This is a genomic window from Nocardiopsis sp. KDC1DS13DA1 (assembly GCF_055632325.1).
In genome coordinates this window covers 95133-115039 of sequence record NZ_JBVMUY010000032.1, presented here as the reverse complement: position 1 = coordinate 115039, position 19907 = coordinate 95133, and the positions used below count along the sequence as shown (strand labels likewise).

17 protein-coding genes are annotated in these 19907 nt (G+C 71.0%); 9 read left to right on the top strand and 8 right to left on the bottom strand.

Features of this window, described 5'->3' with window-relative positions:
* Positions 1–108 precede the first annotated feature (108 nt).
* Together ACTVAJ_RS21560 and ACTVAJ_RS21555 are read left to right on the top strand one after the other, a co-directional pair.
* Complete coding sequence (locus ACTVAJ_RS21560) at positions 109–534, top strand: cytochrome c oxidase subunit 4 (protein ID WP_470390024.1); 426 nt, start codon at positions 109–111, stop codon at positions 532–534.
* A 177-nt stretch (positions 535–711) separates the two neighbouring features.
* Positions 712–2025 (top strand): L,D-transpeptidase, encoded by a 1314-nt coding sequence (locus ACTVAJ_RS21555; protein ID WP_470390023.1) that lies wholly within the window; start codon positions 712–714, stop codon positions 2023–2025.
* 46 nt (positions 2026–2071) lie between these two features.
* Here the strand turns inward: ACTVAJ_RS21555 and ACTVAJ_RS21550 are convergent, their stop codons facing one another.
* The 5 genes from ACTVAJ_RS21550 to ACTVAJ_RS21530 form a co-directional block, all read right to left on the bottom strand.
* Entirely contained in the window at positions 2072–3211 is a 1140-nt protein-coding gene (locus ACTVAJ_RS21550; RefSeq protein ID WP_470390022.1) for a glycosyltransferase family 4 protein, read from the bottom strand.
* A gap of 48 nt (positions 3212–3259) precedes the next feature.
* Entirely contained in the window at positions 3260–4324 is a 1065-nt protein-coding gene (locus ACTVAJ_RS21545) for a C40 family peptidase (RefSeq protein ID WP_470390021.1), read from the bottom strand.
* 336 nt (positions 4325–4660) lie between these two features.
* Positions 4661–5662 (bottom strand): C40 family peptidase, encoded by a 1002-nt coding sequence (locus tag ACTVAJ_RS21540; RefSeq protein WP_470390020.1) that lies wholly within the window; start codon positions 5660–5662, stop codon positions 4661–4663.
* Between the two features lie 341 nt (positions 5663–6003).
* Positions 6004–7404 (bottom strand): NYN domain-containing protein, encoded by a 1401-nt coding sequence (locus ACTVAJ_RS21535; protein ID WP_470390019.1) that lies wholly within the window; start codon positions 7402–7404, stop codon positions 6004–6006.
* On the bottom strand, positions 7401–7682 hold the full coding sequence (locus ACTVAJ_RS21530; RefSeq protein WP_470390018.1) for a hypothetical protein: 282 nt from the start codon (positions 7680–7682) through the stop codon (positions 7401–7403). Before ACTVAJ_RS21530 ends, ACTVAJ_RS21535 begins: the two co-directional genes overlap by 4 nt.
* A gap of 133 nt (positions 7683–7815) precedes the next feature.
* Between ACTVAJ_RS21530 and ACTVAJ_RS21525 the strand changes: the two genes are divergently transcribed.
* From ACTVAJ_RS21525 to ACTVAJ_RS21515, 3 genes are read left to right on the top strand one after another with little or no spacing between them, the layout of a single operon-like run.
* A complete protein-coding gene (locus ACTVAJ_RS21525; protein ID WP_470390017.1) occupies positions 7816–9576 on the top strand; it encodes a DEDD exonuclease domain-containing protein in 1761 nt (586 codons plus the stop codon).
* Positions 9554–10318: a rhomboid family intramembrane serine protease gene (locus tag ACTVAJ_RS21520; RefSeq protein WP_470390016.1), complete on the top strand. Its 765-nt coding sequence runs from the start codon at positions 9554–9556 to the stop codon at positions 10316–10318. Before ACTVAJ_RS21525 ends, ACTVAJ_RS21520 begins: the two co-directional genes overlap by 23 nt.
* A 53-nt stretch (positions 10319–10371) precedes the next feature.
* Complete coding sequence (locus ACTVAJ_RS21515) at positions 10372–10647, top strand: Lrp/AsnC family transcriptional regulator (RefSeq protein ID WP_017600027.1); 276 nt, start codon at positions 10372–10374, stop codon at positions 10645–10647.
* A gap of 317 nt (positions 10648–10964) precedes the next feature.
* Here the strand turns inward: ACTVAJ_RS21515 and trpD are convergent, their stop codons facing one another.
* A complete protein-coding gene (gene trpD / locus ACTVAJ_RS21510; protein ID WP_470390015.1) occupies positions 10965–12053 on the bottom strand; it encodes an anthranilate phosphoribosyltransferase in 1089 nt (362 codons plus the stop codon).
* Between the two features lie 226 nt (positions 12054–12279).
* A complete protein-coding gene (locus ACTVAJ_RS21505) occupies positions 12280–12717 on the bottom strand; it encodes a hypothetical protein (protein ID WP_470390014.1) in 438 nt (145 codons plus the stop codon).
* Between the two features lie 482 nt (positions 12718–13199).
* On the opposite strand from ACTVAJ_RS21505, the gene ctaE reads away from it, so the two are divergent.
* Genes ctaE through qcrB form a run of 4 tightly spaced genes read left to right on the top strand, consistent with a single transcriptional unit; the run spans position 13200 to position 17642 of the window.
* Positions 13200–13826, top strand: a complete 627-nt coding sequence (gene ctaE, locus ACTVAJ_RS21500) for an aa3-type cytochrome oxidase subunit III (protein ID WP_470390013.1) — start codon at positions 13200–13202, stop codon at positions 13824–13826.
* A gap of 17 nt (positions 13827–13843) precedes the next feature.
* A complete protein-coding gene (locus tag ACTVAJ_RS21495; protein ID WP_470390012.1) occupies positions 13844–14815 on the top strand; it encodes a cytochrome c in 972 nt (323 codons plus the stop codon).
* Positions 14808–15995 (top strand): cytochrome bc1 complex Rieske iron-sulfur subunit, encoded by a 1188-nt coding sequence (gene qcrA / locus ACTVAJ_RS21490; RefSeq protein ID WP_470390011.1) that lies wholly within the window; start codon positions 14808–14810, stop codon positions 15993–15995. The genes ACTVAJ_RS21495 and qcrA overlap by 8 nt, the downstream gene beginning before the upstream one ends.
* Before the next feature lie 3 nt (positions 15996–15998).
* Positions 15999–17642, top strand: a complete 1644-nt coding sequence (qcrB, locus tag ACTVAJ_RS21485) for a cytochrome bc1 complex cytochrome b subunit (RefSeq protein WP_470390010.1) — start codon at positions 15999–16001, stop codon at positions 17640–17642.
* 314 nt (positions 17643–17956) lie between these two features.
* On the opposite strand, the gene ACTVAJ_RS21480 is transcribed toward qcrB, so the two are convergent.
* Positions 17957–19756: an AMP-dependent synthetase/ligase gene (locus tag ACTVAJ_RS21480; RefSeq protein ID WP_470390009.1), complete on the bottom strand. Its 1800-nt coding sequence runs from the start codon at positions 19754–19756 to the stop codon at positions 17957–17959.
* Positions 19757–19907 lie beyond the last annotated feature (151 nt).

Here is a 19907-nt window from a genome sequence, read left to right as displayed (position 1 = left end):
CTGCCGCGGATCCGGTCCGAGCGTCCGGCGTTCGACCTGAACCACCCGCACGCCGCGGCCCCGGGCGCGGTCCCGGCGGGCGCCACGAAGGAGTAGGGCGAGCTCACGATGAAGATGCAGGCCTATCTGTTCATGGGCGTATCGACCTTCTTCGGTCTGGCCGCCCTGCTGTACATGTACTGGTCCTACCAGGACACGGGCTCCATCGAGTGGGCGGGCTCCACCGCCCTGGTGGTCTCGATCGGCTTCGGCTGGATGATCGGCTTCTGGCTCTGGCAGGCGACCCGCCGCAGCGAGCACTTCCACGGGCTTCCCCCGGAGGAGCGGCTGGACGGCGAGATCGCCGAGAGCGCCGGAGAGTTCGGGTTCTTCAGCCCGCACAGCTGGTGGCCGATGTTCGTCGCGCTGGCCGTCGCCTTCATGGCGGTGGGTGTGGCGATCGGTTGGTGGATGGTGTTCATCGGCGCGCTGGCCGTCATGCTCACCTCCATCGGCTGGGTCTTCGAGTACTACCGCAAGGAGTTCCAGCACTGATGTCCTGACCCGCCCGGATGATCACCTTCTGTACTTGGATGATCGCCAGGGGTAGGGTGTAGAGGTCGCCGCCCCGGTGGCCGGAGGGTTCCGTGTCAGCGGAGTCCGTCCGGCCACCGGGGTTCGCCTTGTGCGGCGGTCCCGCGGCGACCCCTTCGTGAGGCGGGAGGCCCTGGCGTGATCGGTCGAGTTTCCCGGTCGGCGGTGCGTCGACTGGCAGCCGGAACGGCGGTGGCCGTTCTCCTGGCGACGGCCTGCACCACCGGGGGAGGGGACACCCCGCAACCCGGTGGCGGGGACGGTCCGCGGATCACCGTGACCCCGGCTCCCGGGGAGGCCTCCGTCCCCCCGAACACACCGGTACGCGTCTTTGTCGAGGGCGGGACCGTCACCGACGTGCGGATCGCACAGGTCGCCCACGAGGAGCTGGCCGGGTCCGGGACCGCGCGGACGGTCGCCCGGGCCGGCGGCCGGAAGGGGCCGGAGGAGGCCGAGGGGGAGCTGAGCGAGGACCGGACCTCCTGGGTGAGCGACTGGAACCTGCGTCCCGGTGCCTCCGTGCGCGTGTACGCCACGGCCGAGGACGGGACGGGCCGCGAGACCGAGGTGGTCTCCCAGTTCGCCACCGCCGACGTGGGCGGCGAGCACCGGCTCGCACTGGCCGCGAACCTTCCCCGGACGGGCGACGTCGTGGGTGTGGGCATGCCCGTGGTCGTCACCTTCGACCAGCCGGTCGAGTACAAGCGCCAGGTGGAGAACTCCATGGAGGTCACCTCGGAGAAGGTGACCGAGGGCGCCTGGAACTGGATCGACGACGAGACCGCGGTGTTCCGGCCCAGCGGCTACTGGGAGCCCTACCAACGCGTCCGCGTCGACCTGCGGCTGGCCGGTGTGGAGGCCGCGGAGGGCGTGTACGGGACGCGGGACCGGCGGATCGACTTCGAGGTCGGCCGTGAGCTCGTGGCCACCATGCACGTTCCCGACCACCGCATGGAGGTGGCGGTGGACGGTGAGACCGTGCGCACCATCCCGGTGAGCAACGGCAAGGGCCTGCGCCGTTTCAACACCACGACCTCCGGGATCCACGTGACCATGGAGAAGTACGCGACGCTGGTGATGGACTCGGCCACGGTCGGCATCCCCCAGGGGTCGCCCGGCTACTACCGCCTCGACGTCGACTGGGCGGTGCGCACGTCCAACAGCGGTGAGTTCACCCACGCCGCCCCGTGGAACGCGGGCAACCTGGGCCGCGCCAACGCCTCCAACGGCTGTACGAACATGTCGGTGACCGACGCCCGGTGGTTCTACGAGCGCTCCCTCATGGGTGACCTGCTCGTGACCACGGGTACCTCCCGTGAGCTGGAGTGGGACAACGGCTGGGGGTTCCACCAGCGCTCGTGGGAGGAGTGGCTGGAGCACAGCGTCACCGGAGAGCCGCAGACGACCGACGGATCCGGTACCCCCGGCTCCGTGCACGGTGACGATCTGTAGCGGTGCGCTGTGCGGCCCGCGGCGCGGCCACACCCGCCCCGTGCGCTCAGGGGGCGCTCAGAAGCTCGTCGAGGTGCTGTGAGACCCGCTCCCAGCTCCACTCCCGCGACACCCACTCCCGGCCGCGTGCGCCCATCCGGGCGGCCCGTCCGGGGTCCCGCAGCAGGCGGATGAGCGCCCGTGCGGTGGGCCCGGGCAGGGAGCCGTCGACGACGTACCCGGTCTCGTCCGCCAACACCGCGTCCGGGGCTCCGCCGGAGTCACCGGCGACCACGGGCAGCCCGGTGGCCGACGCCTCCAGGTAGACGATGCCGAGGCCCTCCACGTCCAGCCCGCCCCGCCGGGTCCGGCACGGCATGGCGAACACGTCCCCCGCGTCGTAGTGTGCGGGCAGCTCCTCCGCGGGCACCGCTCCGGTGAGGACCACCGAGTCCGTGCCGCGCGCGGCCGCGCGCAGCCCGTCCGCCTCGGGGCCGTCCCCGACGATGAGCAGCGCCGCGTCGGGCACGTCCGCCAGGACGCGCGGCCAGGCGCGCAGCAGGGTGTCCTGCCCCTTGCGCCGTACGAGCCGGGACACGCACACCACCACCGGGCGCCCGCCCAACCCGTGGCGGGCGCGGACCGCCTCGCCCCCGGCGCCGGGGCGGAAGCGTCCGGTGTCCACACCTGGAGCGAGGCGGCGCATGCGGTCGGCGGCCTCCGGGGACAGGGCGCGGGCCAGTCGGCGGCGGGTGTACTCGCCCAGGTAGGTGACGGTGTCGGTGGTGTCGCCGATCCGCCTGAGCGCCCCGCGGGCCCCCGGCAGCGCGGACCAGCCGGTCTCGTGGCCGTGGGTGAGGGCCACCTGGCGCCGAACGGTGCCGTGGCCGCGCAGGGTGCTGGCCACCAGGCCCAGGGGTGCGGCCGCGCCGTACAGGACCGCGTCGCACCCCTCCAGGTCGGCGATGGCCCGGGCCCGTGCCGCCACCCGGGGGGTGGGCAGCAGGACGCGTGCGGTGTCGCGCACGACGGGGAAGGGCTGGCGCAGGTCGAAGTCGGGATCGGCCCGGGCGTCGCTCTCGGAGGGGGAGGAGCAGTACACGACGACCGAGCCCTCCGGGCGGCGCAGGGCCAGTTCGTGGACGAAGGACTCGATCCCCCCGGGGCGCGGCGGGAAGTCGTTGGTGATGATCAGGGTTCGCGGCACGGACGCGAGTCTAGGGTCGAGGCCCGGCCCGTGCCGCGCGGAACCGCGCTAGGGGCGCACGGCGATGTAGAAGTTCTGCCGGTAGTAGCTGTTGAGGGTCACCGTGCCGATCGGCTTGCTCGACGTCGAGGCGTGGACCATGACGTTGTCGCCCGCGTACAGGCCGACGTGGCTGGGGCTGGACCCGTAGAAGAACATCAGGTCGCCGGGCCGCATGTTGTCCCAGGACACGCGGGTCCCCGCGTTGACCTGGTCGTAGGTGGTGCGGGGGAGGTTCACGCCCGCGGCGGCCCAGGCGGCCTGGGTCAGGCCGGAGCAGTCGTAGCCGTTGGGGCCGGTGCCGCCCCAGACGTAGGGCTTGCCGATCTGGTCGTAGGCGAACTGGAGGGCCACCTGGGCGTTGCCGGAGGCCGGTCCGGTGTACTCGACGCCGCCGTTCCCGGACGACCCGGTGTCGCCCGCGTCGCCGCCGCCCCCGCCGCCGGCGGTCGTGCCGCCGTCGGTGTTGGCGACGTTCTCGGTGGCCGCGGCGCGCTCCTCCTCGGTGAGCTCCTCAAGGAGCGCCTCCTGCTCGGCGATGGCCTCCTCGGCCTCCTCGGTGGCCTCCTCCGCCTCCTCCAGGGCCTGCGCGGCCTCCTCCTCGACCTCGGCGGCCTCCGCCTCCAGCGACTCCAGGTACTCCAGTTCCTCGGAGTAGCGCGCGAGGTCGTGGTCGTTCTGCTCGGAGAGGTAGGTCAGGTCGGCCTCGTGCGCCAGGACCTCCTCGGGGCCGGTGGCGCCGAAGAGCTGGGCGGGGGAGGTCAGGTCGACGCCGGTGTAGGTGAGGTTGGCCAGCGCGCGCACGCTCAGGCCGAGCTCGGCGACGGTGTCGCGGGTGTTCTCGAGGTCGGTCGTGATCTCGTCGAGCCGTTCCTCGGCGGCCTCGTGCGCCTCCTCCGCCTCGTTGTAGTCGGCGTTGAGCTGGCTGAACTCCTCCTCCAGGGACTCGATCTCCGCGCGGACGTCCTCGGCGGTCGGTTCGGCGAGGGCGGCGGAGGGGGCGAGGAGGGCGGCGGAGGCGAGGGAGGCGACCACCGCGGCGTGGCGGCCGCGGGCGCGACGGGATCCGGACACGATGGGGTAACACCTTTCCCCCCTCGGTCCGGTCCTGCTGGGGAACCGAGGGGCTGCACCGGGGGTGGGTCTGGGGCGTCCGACGGCTGGACCGAAACGGTGTGGGGGTGCGCCCGACCCGGGCGGGGCCGTCACCACCAGGGGAGTGGTGAAGAGGAGCGACCACGCTCGGCGATGAACACTAGTGCATCCGTCGCTCCGCTCTCAACTGTTTCGTTACCTTCGCTTGGATTGCTCCAAGTGTCCGAAAAGACCATTGATGGCCCTAATCCGGCACGGCACGGGGGCCGCCACCCGTTCTCGGGTGACGGCCCCCAATGGCGGCCTGACGCGGGGTCAGGGGCGCACGGCGAACTGGAACTGGCTCGCCCAGTAGGCGGCCAGGCCCACGACCTCGATGTTGCGGCCGGTGCGCGGGGCGTGCACCATCTGCCCGTTCCCGGCGTAGAGCCCGTCGTGGCCCAGGTTGCTGAAGAACATGATGTCGCCCGGCTGGAGCGCGTTCATGTCGTAGATGCGCTGGCCCACCTCGGCCTGCGCGTAGGTGGTCCGCGGCAGGTTCACCCCGCCCGCGCGCCAGGCGGCCTGGACCAGGCCGGAGCAGTCGTAGCCGCTGGGGCCGGTGCCGCCGTAGATGTAGGGCTTGCCGACCTGGGCGTAGGCGAAGTCCAGCGCGGCGCCCGCGCTGCCCGAGGCGCCGCCGGTGTAGGAGGCGCCCCCCGTGTCGTTGGCGTCGGCGTCGGCGGTGGGGTCGGCGTCGGGGAACTGGGCCAGCAGTTCCTCCTGCTCGGCGATGGCCTCCTCGACCTCGGTCTTGGCCTCCTCGGCCTCCTCCAGCCGCTCCTCGGCCTCCTCCAGGGCCTGCTCAGCCTCGTCCTTGAGCGAGAACAGGCGCTCGGAGGACTCGCCGAACTCGTCCAACTGGGCGAGCTGCTGCTCCGACAGGTAGTTCAGGTCGTCGTTCTGCTCCAGGAGGGCCTCGGGGCCCTCGGAGGTCAGGATGTTGGCCGTGGAGTCCAGGTCGCCCGACTGGTAGGCGGCGCTGGCGAACTGCTGGACGCGCTCGCGCAGCTCGTTGTAGCGCTCCTCCTCGTCCCCGACCTGCTCGTCCAGCTCCTCGTACTGGGTCTTGGCGGTCTCGTGGTCCTCCTCGGCCTCGTTGTAGGCCTGGACCGCCGTGTCGGCCTCCTGGTTGAGCTCCTCGATGCGGTCCTCGACCTCCTCCTGGGTCGGCTCCGCGTGGGCGGTTCCGGGGGAGATGAGGGTTCCGGCGACGACCACACCGAGACCGGTCGTCGCGAGTCGGCGAGCCGTACGCCGACCACCGGCGTTCTTCATGGCGGTCCACGCTCCTTGGGGTAGGGACATCCGCACGGGGGTGCTGGGGAGACAACGGGGAGGTCGTCCGCGCGGGGGCGCGGACGCGCGTGAGCGGGGGGATCCGGCCGGGCGGTGGGCACAGGTGTCGCGTTCTACCCGGTAGAGCACTCACGCTCCGGGAAGAACCTAGCGGACCGTGCCGCCCCCCTCAACCAGGGGGCCCGACACACACACGGCCGCGCGCGCGGTCCACCGGATCCCACCAGCGGTGTTGTTCCAGGCAGACGCACGCGCGCGAGTCATGGTCACGAAGAGGCAACGAACCTGTGCGACTGCCGGTCGCCGCCGTGCCCGGCCGCTCAGCCCTGCCGCTCCAGTCTGCGCAGGAAGATCGGCGACGGCACCGCCCGCGCCCCGGCCGCACGCACGGCCGTCACGATCTCCCGGTCCGAGGTCACGACCGCGATCGGCCGCCCCGGGGGTTCGGCGCGCACCAGCCGGACGATCAGTTCGTCGGCGGTCTCCCCGGGCGCGCTGAACAGCAGCCGGACCCGGCGCGGCCGGGCGACCACCGGAGGTGTGTCGACGTCCGCACCGTCGAAGACGCACGTGATCTCGGCCTTGGTCCGGCTCGCCAACCCCTCCAGCGAGCCCAGCAGCCGGGTGCGCTGGTCGGCCAGCGGCAGCGTTCCGTAGCCGGTCTTGGTGACGTTGTAGCCGTCCACCAACAGGTGCACGCGCGGAACGGTCAGGAGGTGCTCCAACAGTCCCGGGTCGTCGTCGGGCAGTCCGCCCAACGGCACCCGGCGCTGCTCCCGCGCGGCCGCGGCGACGTGGTCGGCGGGGCTGTCCAGGGACGTGGGCAGGGCCAGTTCGCGGCGCAGTCCGTGTGAGGCCTCCACCAGCACGTCCAGGAGCACGCGCAGCCGCGCCTCGTCGGCGTTGCGCTCCGAGCGCACCGCGCGGCGGGCGCTCTCCACCTGGGCCTCGGCCTCCGCCAGTCTGGAGCGCAGCCGCCGGTTCTCCGACTCCAGGGCGCCGACCTGGGTCGCCGACTCACTCTCCCGGTCCGCGGTCTCGGTCAGGGCGCGTTCGGCCCTGACCCTGGCCTCCTTGGCGCGCTGGCGCTCGGTGTGGACCTTGCGCCGCAGCTCGGAGATCTCGGCCCGCTGCTCCCGGAGCTGGCCGCGCAGCCGTTCCAGGTCGGCCTGGTGGCTGTGCCTGGTCTCGTCCAGCTGCCGACGCACCGAGTCCAGCGCCTCGGCGGCCTCGTCGGCCTCCTTGGCGCTGCTCTGGCGCTCCAGTTCGGCGTGGACGCCCTCGATGATCCCCGGCCACCCCCGGGGGCGGAGCAGGTAGGCGCAGGCCGCCACCGCCACCGGATCGGCGGCGGGCGGGACGACACCCGAGCGCAACCCCTCCGCCAGCTCGGGCCAGACCTGGTCCACGCGTGCGGCCACCCGCTCCCGGAAGCCGTCGTCGGTCTCCAACTGCGCGGCGATCTGCGGTCCGGCCAGCCTGGCGCGGCGGCGCGGTTCGAACCGCGCCACCCGTCGCAGCAACGGGGGCAGTTCGCTCGTGGGCATGCCGCCCAGCACGTCGGAGCCGTACTCGACCACTCTCGCCCGCACCTGCTCGGGCAGGGGCCTGCGCAGCCGCTCGTCCTCGGCGTCGTCCCGACCGTCGCGGTCCGACCCCTCGTCCCGGCCGAGCGGCTCCGTGCCGTCGGAGTCGCCGCCCGCCTCCGGGCGGGCGCTCATGCCCGACCCGTCGTGCTCTCAGCCGAGGTGTCGGCGGCCGAGCTGTCGGCGTCCGGGCGGGGGACGATCTCCACGCTGTCCGTGGCGCCGCACCAGCGGCACCGGACCCGTTCCACCGTCTCGGTGAGCACCGACCGCTCCTCGACCAGGCCGCGACCGGCCAGGTCCTGGTGGACGAAGTCCTCGGAGCGGACCGTGCGGGTCACGTCGAACCGCGTGAGATTGCCGCACCCGGTGCACCGCCACCGCTCACTGTCACCCGGCATCGCGATCCCCACGGTTTCCTCCTTCGATCGTGCTCATCCCGGGGCGCAGGGAAACTTCCGCCCCTTCACCCCCATCTTTCCATGTCGGGCAGGTCAGCCCGTATTCGTCTGCCGTTCGGTCGCCGGCGCCGACTACCCTGACCGCGTGGGTCCACAGTCCTCCCCGTCCACCGGCGTCCAGACGAGCATCGTCGACCTCGGCACCCCGCTGGCCGCGACGACGTTCGTCGTGGTGGACCTGGAGACCACCGGGACCAGCGCGAGAAGGTCCCGCATCACCGAGATCGGCGCGGTCAGGACGCGCGGCGGAGAGGTCCTGGACGAGTTCTCCACGCTGGTCGACCCCGGCACGCCCATCCCGGCCAACGTCACCCTCCTGACGGGTATCACCCAGTCCATGGTGGCCACGGCCCCCTCCCTGGAGGAGGTCCTGCCCGACCTGCTGGCCCTGCTGACCGCCGACCCCGACACCGCGCTCGTCGCGCACAACGCCGCCTTCGACACCGGATTCCTCCGGGCCGCCTGCGAACGGCTGGGACAGCGCTGGCCCGACCCTCCGGTCGTGGACACCCTGCGCCTGGCCCGCGCCGTGCTCGACCGCGGCCAGGTCCGCAACCACCGGCTCGGCACGCTCGCCGCGCACCTGGGCGTGGCCACCACCCCCACCCACCGCGCCCTGGACGACGCCCGGGCCACGGTCGGCGTCCTGCACGGACTCATCGACCGCCTCGCCCCCGCCGGAGTGCGGAGCCTGGAGGAGCTGCGCACGGTCACCAAGCCCGCCAGCCGAGCCCAGCGGGCCCGGCGCCACCTGGCCGAGGACCTGCCCGAGGAACCGGGGGTGTACGTCTTCACCGACGCGCGCGGCGCCACCCTCTACGTCGGCAAGAGCGCCAACCTGCGCCGCCGTGTGCGGTCGTACTTCACCGCGGCCGAGAACCGCCAGCGCATACGCGAGATGACCGCGCTCGTGGAGGGCCTCACCCCCATCGTCTGCACGACCGAACTGGAGGCCTCGGTCCGGGAGCTGCGGATCATCGCCGAGCGCAAACCGCCCTACAACCGCAGGTCGCGCAACCCCGAACGGGTCTTCTGGGTCAAGCTCACCACCGACGCCTACCCCCGGCTCTCGGTGGTGCGCGCCGTCCGCGACGACGGCGCACCCCACCTGGGCCCCTACTCCTCGGCCAAGGAGGCCGAACGCGCCAGGGAGGCGCTCCTGCACGCGTTCCCGCTGCGCCAGTGCACGCACACGTTCACCCCCGTCCCCGGCGGACGCCCCCTGGCCTCCCGAACGGGGGACCGGCTGGTCGAGCCCTGCGTCCTCGCCCAGCTCGGCCGGTGCGGAGCCCCGTGCGACGGCACCGAGAGCCACCCCTCCTACACCGTCCACGCCGACGCCGCCCGCTCGGCGATGACCGGTGACCCGGAGGCCGTCGTGACCGCCCACACCGACCGCATCGCCGAGCTCGCCGCCGACCTGCGCTACGAGGAGGCGGCCACGCACCGCGACCGGCTCGTGGCGTTCCTGCGCGGCGCCCGGCGCGCCCAGCGCCTGTCCGCCATCGCCGCCGTCCCGCACCTGGTCGCCTCGCGTCCCGGCGGCACCGGATGGGAGACCTGCGTCGTCCGCCACGGCCGCCTGGCCGCCAGCGCCGTCCTGCGCCCCGGTACCGACCCGGGGGCCTTCCTGGCCTCGCTCACGGCCACCGCCGAACGGGTCCCGGCCGGTGTCGGACCCACACCGCGGGCCACGGCCGAGGAGACCGAACTGATCCTCGACTGGCTCGTCCACCCCACCACCAGGCTGGTCGAGATCGAGGGCGAGTGGACCTGCCCGTTGCGCGGAGCGGAAGCCCACACCGGGATGACACACTGGGCGCATGGCCGCGCTTCCGCTGAATGACGACTACCCGGTCCGCCGCGCCCCCGTGGTCGCCTACACGCTGATCGCGGTCAACGTGCTCGTGTACCTGGCCTCGCCGCTGGCGATGACCGCCGTCTGGTACCCGGTCGAACTCGCGGAGCGTTTCTGCGCGATCGACCACTACTTCATGCGCTGGGGCGCGGTCCCCGACGAGATGCTCGGCCGCACCGACCTCGCGCCCCCCATGACCCCCGAGTGCGGCGGGCTCGACGGCAAGTCCGTCTGGCTCTCCGTGTTCACCTCGATGTTCGTCCACGGCGGCGCGGCGCACCTACTGGGCAACATGGTGTACCTGTTCGTCTTCGGCCCGGTCGTGGAGGACCGGATCGGACGCGTCCGCTTCCTCGCCCTCTACCTGCTCACCGGCCTGGCCGCCGCCTACGGGCACGCGCTGGCCGACAGCGAGGGCGTCATCCCCATGGTCGGGGCCTCCGGGGCGATCTCCGGTGTGCTCGGCGCCTACCTCGTCGTGCAGTTCCGCAGCAGGGTGACCACGCTGGTGTTCGTCGCCATCCCGATGCGACTGCCCGGGTGGGCCCTGGTGGGCAGCTACTTCGCGGTTCAGTATCTTCTCTACGTCACCACTTCCACCACCCCGGGAGGCGGGTCCAACGTCGCCTACGCGGCGCACGTGTACGGATTCCTCGCCGGAGTGGCCGCGGGAGTGGTGGTCTACCGGTTGCGATGGCGCTCCGGGACGCGGCTGTCCGACGTCTACTGACGGTGCGCCCTTCGCCCGGGGCCCGTCCCGCGCCGACCCGCCATGGAGGCACCGTGATCACCGCGATCGTCATGATCAAGGCCGACGTCCACCGCATCCCCGAGGTCGCCGAGGCGATCGCCGACATCGACGGTGTCAGCGAGGTCTACTCGGTCACCGGCGGCGTCGACCTCATCGCCATGGTGCGGGTGCGCCGCCACGAGGACCTGGCGGAGGTGATCCCGGGGCGGGTGAACAAGGTGCCCGGCGTCATCTCCTCCGACACCCACATCTCCTTCCAGGCCTACTCCAAGCACGACCTGGAGTCCGCCTTCGCCCTGGGCTGGTAACCCGGGAGACGCTCGGGGGCGCGGAACCGGCAGCGACCGGTCCCGCGCTCCTGTTCATGCGGCCTCGCGGGCTCGGCCGGGGTTCGGGGCGCGGGGTACGGGGGTGTTCGTCCTCGGCGGCGCCTGTCGCTCGTTCCTCGCTTCGCGGCTGGCCTCGTCCTGCACACCCCCGTGCGCCTCTCGCTGTGTTCATGCGGCCTCGCGGGCTCGGCCGGGGTTCGGGGCGCGGGGTACCGGGCTCTTCGTCGTCGCTTTCGCCTGGCTCGTTCCTCGCTGGCGGCTCGGCTCCTCCTGCAGAGCCCGGTGCGCCCCTCGCGTCAGGCCTGCTTGGCGAGGCCCTGGCTGGTCTCCACCCACGTGGCCAGCGTCCGCTCGGCGGCCCCGCTGTCCACGGCCGCGGCGGCGCGCTCGTAGCCGGCGCGCACGGACTCCACCAGGGATTCCCCCACGCCGTCCACCGCCGCCAGTGCCGCACCCGCGTTGAGCAGAACCGCGTCGCGCACCGGCCCCCGCCGACCCGCCAGCAGGTCACGCACGGCCTGGGCGTTGAACTCCACGTCGCCTCCGCGCAGCGCGTCCGGCCCGGAGCGCTCGATCCCCAGGTCCGCCGGGTCCAGCCGCTCCCGGCGTGCCTCGCCGTCGCCGACCACCCACACCGTCGACGAGGTCGACGTGGTCAGTTCGTCCAGGCCGTCGTCCCCGCGGAACACCAGAGCCGAGGCGCCGCGCCCGGCGAACACGCCCGCGATCACCTCGCACATGCGCTCGTCGAACACCCCGATCGCCGAGGTGGTGGGCTGCGCGGGGTTGGTCAGCGGCCCCAGGAAGTTGAACACCGTGGGCACGGCCAGCTCGCGGCGCGGCTTGGCGGCGTAGCGCAGGGACGGGTGGAACAGCGGCGCGAAGCAGAAGGTGATGCCCGCCTCCTCCGCGACCCGGGCGGTCAGCTTCGGCGGCAGGTCCAGCACCACGCCCAGGCGCTCCAGCACGTCCGCCGTCCCGCACGAGGAGGACGCGGCGCGGTTGCCGTGCTTGACCACGCGCGCGCCCGCGGCCGACGCCACGATCGCGGCCATCGTCGACACGTTCACGGTGTGCGCGCGGTCGCCACCGGTACCGACGATGTCCAGGGTCGGTCCGGGGACGCCGATGCGGACGGCGTTGTCGAGCATGCCCCGGGCCAGGCCGGTCACCTCGGACACGCTCTCGCCCTTGGCGCGCAGCGCGACGGCGAACCCGGCGATCTGGGCGTCGGTCGCCGAACCGGACATGATCTCGTTCATCGCCCAGGTCGTGTCGGCGGCGCTGAGCGTCACCCCGCCCAGCAGGGCGGTGATCAGGTTCGACCAGGTCCGCTCGGTGACGGCGGACTGGTCGTCGGAGGGGTTGGGTGGGACGGTGTTCATCTTCGCTTCGACTCCACGGTGCGCGTTCGGACATGGGGCGTACGGAGACGGTGGCGCGCGACGGCGGCCGACCGGTGCTCAGCGCCCCAGGGGACGGGACGGGGCACAGCCACGCCATCGCCCGGTGTCCGCACCGTGGTTGAGTGCTCCGTGCACGACGGAACGCCGACGCATCTCCCTGTCGGCGTTCTCGCGGTCGCTCAGAGTCGTGGGGGTGCCCACCGGGTCACCCGCTGAGGGCTGCGGCGCGCTGACGCATCAGCTCCGCCAGCGACTCGGCCAGCGCGACGGGGTCGATCGGGTGGCTGACCACCTGCTCGGCCTGGGACCAGGTCGCGAGCCAACCGTCGTCGCGGCGGCCCACCAGGAGCAGGACCGGCGGGCAGCGGAAGATCTCGTCCTTGAGCTGGCGGCACAGGCCCATGCCGCCGACCGGGGAGGCCTCGCCGTCGAGGATCGCCACGTCGACGCGCTCGGCGGGGTCGGTCGACTCCAGCCTGCGGATCACGACGGGCGCGGTCGCGCACTCGACCAGCTCCACGCGGGGCACGTCGGCGGCCGGTCGGCGGCCGACGGCCATGCGCACCTGCTCCCGGGTCTGCGCATTGTCGCTGTAGACCAGCACGCGCATCCGGGCACCCGTGTCCGTACCGCTGACCACCATCGCGCAACCGTCCCATCACGTCGGTCCTCGGCCGCCGTCGAGGGGGTACGGCCGGGCGTTCGTTGGTTCTCTCGTCGTCGACTCTATTGCCTCACGGTCCCGGTGCCCAGAGCCTCCGTGCGACGGGGACCCGGGCTTGAGACCTTCGACACCTCCAGGATGCCAGCACTCCCCGGGGGCGTGCTCACCCGTCCCACGCGTGCCGTTGTGCAACGGTGATCGTTTCGATACCTGCGCGTTGGCGGGGGTGGGTTGGGGCGGTCTCCAGCGGGGTACGGATCGCCTCAGCCGCCCAGGATCACGCCGGTCGGCGGCTGTGGGCGGGTCGCTGACGCGCGTCCGGCGGCCGAGTGGGTACAGTAACGCCCGAGTCACGGTGAACGCCCCGGTCCGGGGCGCCTGGATGGTCGAAACCGGTACTGATCCGCCCCCTTACGGGGGGTCGAGTACGGGTCTCCGCGAGATGCCGTAATAATGCTCCCGTGGCGACAGCAACCGCGAACCTCAAAACAACACCGACACCAGAGCATGGTGCGGCAAAGCGTCCTGACCTGGTGAGCGTTGGCACCATCGTGTGGTTGGCCAACGAGCTCATGTTCTTCGCAGCGCTGTTCGCGATGTACTTCACCATCCGATCGGTGACCAACGGGAACCCCGAACTCGGGCCGTGGCCGGCCACGCACCTCAACGTGCCGTGGGCGTCCACCATCACCATCGTGCTCGTGGCTTCGAGCTTCACCGCGCAGGCCGGCGTCTGGGCCGCCGAGCGCGGCGACGTCAAGAAGCTGCGCGCGTGGTTCTTCCTGACGTTCTCCATGGGTCTGTTCTTCATCCTGGGGCAGGCCTACGAGTACTACGAGCTCATCGTGCACGAGGGCCTGACTCTCCAGTCCAGTGCCTACGGGTCGATGTTCTACCTGACCACGGGCTTCCACGGGCTTCACGTCACCGGTGGGCTGATCGCGTTCCTCATCATGCTGGGACGCACGTACGCCGCGAAGCGCTTCACCCACCAGCAGGCGACCAGCGCGATCGTCGTGTCCTACTACTGGCACTTCGTCGACGTCGTCTGGATTGCTTTGTTCTTCACCATCTACTTCATCCAGTAACCCGAAACGGGGAAACCGTGAAATGGATTACCGCGCGGCGACGGCATCCCCTGGCGGGGTATGTCGTCGTCATCCTCGCGCTAGCCCTGTTCGGGGTGGGGTACGCCGCAGTGGCCCCCACCACCGACCAGGCGCAGGCGCAGACCCTCGCCGCTGACGCGCCGTCCCCCGAGGACGTCGACGTCGCCGAGGGCCGGGAGATCTTCGACCAGACGTGCGCCACGTGCCACAACTACGACGGTTCGGGGAGCGAGACCGGCCCCGACCTGCGTGAGGTCGGCCCTGCGGCGATCGACTTCCAGGTCAGCACCGGCCGTATGCCGTCGATGAACCCGGACGCGCAGATGCCGCGCAAGCCCATGGCCATGTCCGAGGAGGACCTGGTCAACCTGATCGCGTACTACAACGCGGAGATCAGGGAGGGCCGGAGCGGCGCGGACGTGCCCTACCACGTCCCGGACGCCGCGCCCCAGCAGGACGACTTCCGGGTCAACCGCGCCGACTTCGACTCCGACGAGGAGTACGAGGAGGCCGTGGAGGCCGCCGAGGCGGAGTACGAGGCCGCGCTCGAGGAGTTCGAGGCCGAGTACGAGGCCTACATCGCCGGTGCCGAGGACACCGAGATGGGCATGAAGCTGTACCTGACCAACTGTGCGCACTGCCACAGCTGGTCCGGTGGCGGCGGCGCCCTCACCGACGGCCGCTGGGCCCCCGAGATCCGCGACGCCACCGCGCGCGAGATCTACGAGGCCATGGTCACCGGCCCCGGCGCCATGCCGATGTTCTCCGACATGGTCATCACGTCCGACGAGAAGCAGGAGCTGATCTCGTACGTGAAGACCCTGCAGGACGAGCCGAACGCCGGCGGCGTCTTCGACCTGGCGCGTGTCGGCCAGGTCGCCGAGGGCTTCATCTCGTGGACCATCGGCCTGGCACTGATCATCGCCTGCGCGATCTGGATCACCGCGAAGCAGCGTGCACATGACTGAGAACAACAAGAACGACAACACCGAGGCCGGAGCCGAGGGTCCCGAGCGCGTGCTCGGCACCCCGTCCTCCGAGGCCGAGGAGAGCGTGGTCTCCACCACCGCCGCCGCCGAGGCCGAGCACGAGGGGCCCTACCCGGCCTCCGAGACCCACGCGCAGCCGGAGGAGGTCCAGCGCCGGGGTGAGAAGATCGCCTCGCTGTGGTTCGTCATCGCCTTCCTGGGCGGTATCGGCTTCCTGGTCTCCTACTTCCTGTTCCCGCCGAACGCGGAGGACGTCCCGGCGATCGCGGACCCGCAGATCGGCCAGTACTCGAACATGTTCCTCGGTGCCACGCTCACCGTCGCGCTGTTCGGTATCGGTGCCGGTATGACGGTGTGGGCGCGCAGGGTGATGCCCCACTACGAGGTCTCCTCGCCCTACGACGACCTGCCCTCCAGCGACGAGGAGAAGAGCTCCTTCGGCGACTTCTTCATGAAGAGCGCCGACGAGAGCGGCTTCACCAAGCGCCCGCTGATGCGGCGGACGCTCATCGCGGCCATGCTGCCGCTGGGCCTGGCCCCGATCGTGCTGCTGCGCGACACGGGTCCGCTGCCCGGCGACAAGCTGAGGGACACCCCGTGGGCGGACGGCGTCCGCATGGTGGTCGAGGGCACCGACAGGTTCATCAAGGCGGAGGACCTGGAGAACTCGCCCAACGGCATGATCTCGGCGCTGCCCTACGCCCCGCACGAGGGCGAGCACGGCGAGGGCGGTCACGGCGAGGGCGAGTCCTCGGAGTACGCTGAGAACTACCACCTGAGCCTGAACGACAAGGCCAAGTCCGTCATCCTCCTGATCAAGATCCCGGAGGGCGACTACAAGTCGGGCATGACCGACACGGTGGAGGGCCAGGACGAGCCGCGGATCAACTGGACGCACAACGGAATCGTCGCCTACTCCAAGATCTGCACCCACGTGGGCTGCCCGGCGGCGCTGTACGAGCGCACGACGCACCGCATCCTGTGCCCGTGCCACCAGTCGACCTTCGACGCGGCCAACGCCGCCAGGGTCGTGTTCGGTCCGGCGCACCGTCCCCTTCCGCAATTGCCGATCGGCGTCGACGACGAGGGCTACCTCGTCGCGACGGGCGACTTCACCGAGCCGCCCGGGCCGACGTTCTGGGACTACGCGAAGGACTAGTCGATGAGTAAGACCACGCAAGCACCCAAGGCGCTGCGCGGCGTCGGCAACTTCATCGACGACCGCTTCCACCTCGCCAAGACCGGTGAGAAGAACCTGCGCAAGGTTTTCCCGAACCACTGGTCGTTCATGCTGGGCGAGATCGCGCTGTACTCGTTCATCATCCTGCTCATCACGGGTGTCTTCCTGACCCTGTGGTTCAAGCCGAGCATGGCGGAGATCGTCTACGACGGCTCCTACGAGCGCCTCCAGGGCGTCGAGATGAGTGAGGCCTACGCCTCCACCCTGCACATCGACTTCGATGTGCGCGGCGGGTTCCTCGTCCGGCAGATCCACCACTGGGCCGCGCTGATCTTCGTGGCCTCGCTGGTGGTGCACATGCTCCGTGTGTTCTTCACCGGCGCGTTCCGCAAGCCGCGCGAGATCAACTGGCTGATCGGCGTCGGTATCTTCACGATCGCCATCGTCGAGGGCCTCTTCGGCTACTCGCTGCCGGACGACCTGCCCTCCGGCATGGGCGTGCGCATCCTCCAGGGTGTGATCATGGCCCTCCCGCTGGTCGGGAGCTACGTCTCGATGTTCCTCTTCGGCGGGGAGTTCCCCGGCGATCTGATCATCCCGCGCCTGTACATGCTGCACATCCTGCTGCTGCCGGCCCTGCTGCTCGCGCTGATCGTGGCGCACTTCATGATCCTGTGGCACCAGAAGCACACGCAGTACCCCGGGACGGGCAAGACGAACAAGACCGTGGTGGGAACGCCCATGTTCCCCGGGTTCGCGGTCAAGGCGGGCGGGTTCTTCTTCTTCACGTTCGCGGTGGCCGCAGGCCTGGCCGCGTTCGTCCAGGTCAACCCGATCCACCTGTTCGGTCCGTTCACCCCGACCTCCATCACCTCCGGCCTCCAGCCGGACTGGTACATGGGCTTCCTGGAGGGCGCGCTGCGGATCTTCCCGAACCTGATCGACTTCCAGATCTTCGGGTACGCGGTCCCCATGGCGGTCCTCGTCCCGGGTCTGGGCCTCATGGGGCTGCTGTTCGGCGGTCTGGCCGCCTGGCCGTTCCTGGAGGCGTGGATCACCGGGGACAGGCGGCCGCACAACGTGGCCGACCGGCCGCGCAACGCCCCGGCCCGCACGGGGCTGGGCGTCGCGGGCGTCACCGCCTACGGCATCCTCTGGCTCGCCGGATCCAACGACATCCTGTCGGAGACGTTCTCGATCGAGCTGTACGTGACCACGTACATCTTCCGTGCGGCGATCATCGTCGGCCCGGTCATCGCGTTCATCGTCACCAAGCGGATCTGCCTGGGTCTGCAGCGGCGCGACCGCGAGACCCTGGAGCACGGGTACGAGAGCGGTGTCATCCAGCAGCTGCCCAGCGGTGAGTTCATCGAGGTGCACAAGGAGAGCTCGCAGGACACCGTGGACGCTCTCCTGAGCAAGCCGACGATCACCTCCACCGCTCTGGGGGAGGAGACCGACGACAAGGGCGTGGAGAGCCCCCAGAAGCGCAAGGCCATGGGGAGGCTCCGCCGCGCCCTGGCGCACTGGTACACGAAGGACAGCGTGTCCTTCGAGGGTGTGGAGCCGCACAGCGGCCACCACCTGCACCACTCCGCCGAGGACAAGGAGTCCGCCGTCCACTAGGACGAGCGTCTGGAGGGCGACGGGCCCGGCCGTGTCTCGGCCGGGCCCGTCGCGTGTGTCCGGGGCCGCCGGCGCGGGAGGCGAACGCGTACGGAGCCCGGGCACGGGCGGTGCGTGCTCCCTGGGGCCCGTGACGCGCCGGGGGAGGACGGCCGCGGGTCGCCACGGGGCCGCCGCCCGAACGGGCCGGAGGGGACCTCCCGCGTCGTCAGGGGGTGCTCCCCGGGGCCCGGACACCGGGGGCGCCCGCACACGAGGGAGCCGGCCGCCCCCGCGCTCGGGGACGGCCGGCTCCCGGGGGAACGGCGGCGGGATCACACGTTGTAGATCTCGTCGATCTCCCTGCTCCAGTTCTTGTTCACCACGTGCCGCTTGACCTTCATGGAGGCGGTGAGCTGGCCGCTCTCCTCGGTGAAGTCGCTGGGCAGGATACGGAACTTCTTGATGCCCTCCGCCTTGGACACGGCCTTGTTGGCGTTGTCCACGGCCTCCTGGATGGCGGCGTTGAGGTCGGGGTCCTCGGTGAGGTCGGCGATCCCGCCGGTCTTGCCCTTGTCGGACCTCCACTGCTCGAACGACTCGGGGTCGATCGTGACCAGGGCGGCGATGAACTTGCGGTTGTCGCCGACGACCATGCACTGGCTGACCAGGGTGTGGGCCCGGATGCGGTCCTCCAGGACCGCCGGGGCGACGTTCTTGCCGCCCGCGGTGACGATGATCTCCTTCTTGCGGCCGGTGACGCTGAGGAAGCCGTCGTCGTCGAGGGCGCCGAGGTCACCGGTGCGGTAGAAGCCGTCCTCGGTGTAGGCCTCCTTGGTGGCCTTCTCGTTGTCCCAGTAGCCGACCATGATGTGGTCGCCCTTGACGAGGATCTCGCCGTCGTCGCCGATCCGCGCGCTGGTGCCCGGCAGGGGCTGGCCGACCGTGCCGATCTTGTTGAAGGAGGGGCTGTTGACCGTGGTGGGCGCGGTGGTCTCGGTGAGGCCGTAGCCCTCGATGATGGTCAGACCCGCGCCCCGGAAGAAGTGGCCGAGCCGGTCGCCCAGAGCCGAGCCGCCGGAGACGGCGTACTCGCACTGGCCGCCCAGACGGTCCATGAGCTTGCTGTAGACGAGCTTCTTGAACACGGCGTGCTTGAGCTTGAGCCCGAAGGGCACCTGGCCGGTGGCGAGCGCCCTGCTGTACTCGATGGCGGTGTTCGCGGCGGCGCCGAAGATCTTCCCCTTGCCCTCGGCGGTGGCCTTCTGCTCGGCCTTGGTGAAGACCTTCTCGAAGACGCGCGGGACGGCGAGGATGAAGGTCGGCTTGAAGACGGAGAACTGGTCGATCAGCTCGGGGCCGGCCGACGAGAAGTGGCCCAGGACCGCCTTGCCCTCGATCACCATCACCTGGACGAAGCGTGCGAACACGTGTGCCAGGGGGAGGAAGAGCAGCGTGGAGGGGTTGGTCGTCCCCTTGAGGATCTGCCTGGCCGGGCCCTCCAGCGCCGAGTGCGCGATGAAGAGGAAGTTCCGGTGGGTCAGCTTGCAGCCCTTGGGGCGGCCCGTGGTGCCCGAGGTGTAGATGAGGGTGGCGGTGTCGTCGACCTTGACCGCGGTGCGGCGCTTGTCGAGGGTCTCCTCGTCGACGTCGGAGCCGGTGGAGCGAAGGGAGGCCAGGTCGTCGCCCTCGAAACGCCACACGGGACCCAGGTCGGGGGCCTTCTCGCGGACCGACTCGACGCGTTCGGCGTGCGCGTCGGTCTCCACGAAGGCGGCCTTGGCCCCGGAGTTGGAGAGGATCCACTCGACCTGCTCGGTGGAGGAGGTCTCGTAGATCGGGACGGTGATGCCGCCGACGGACCAGATCGCGTAGTCGACGACCGTCCACTCGTAGCGGGTGCGCGACATCAGGGCGACCCGGTCACCGTGTTCGATACCCGCGCTGATCAGCGCCCTGGCGTACGCGGTGACGTCGCCGTGCAGTTCGGCGACGGTGACGTCGCGCCACTGTCCGGACTCCAGTCGACGGGCGGCGACGGCGTTGGGCTCACTGGCCGCGCGCGCGTAGAGCGTGTCGGTCAGTCGCGCGTCGTCGGAGATCTCAGCTTTCGCGGGAGAGCTGTATTCGCGCACGGTGTGGCTCCTGGGCATGTACGGGGTTTCGATGTGTGGGGACGTGACGACCGTAACAACATCATGCTACTCGTGAGTAGGACGGGATGTCGTTCGGTATCCAACGGTGACCGAACCCGGTGTCTGACGTGGGTGGACGTGTGAGGTGGAC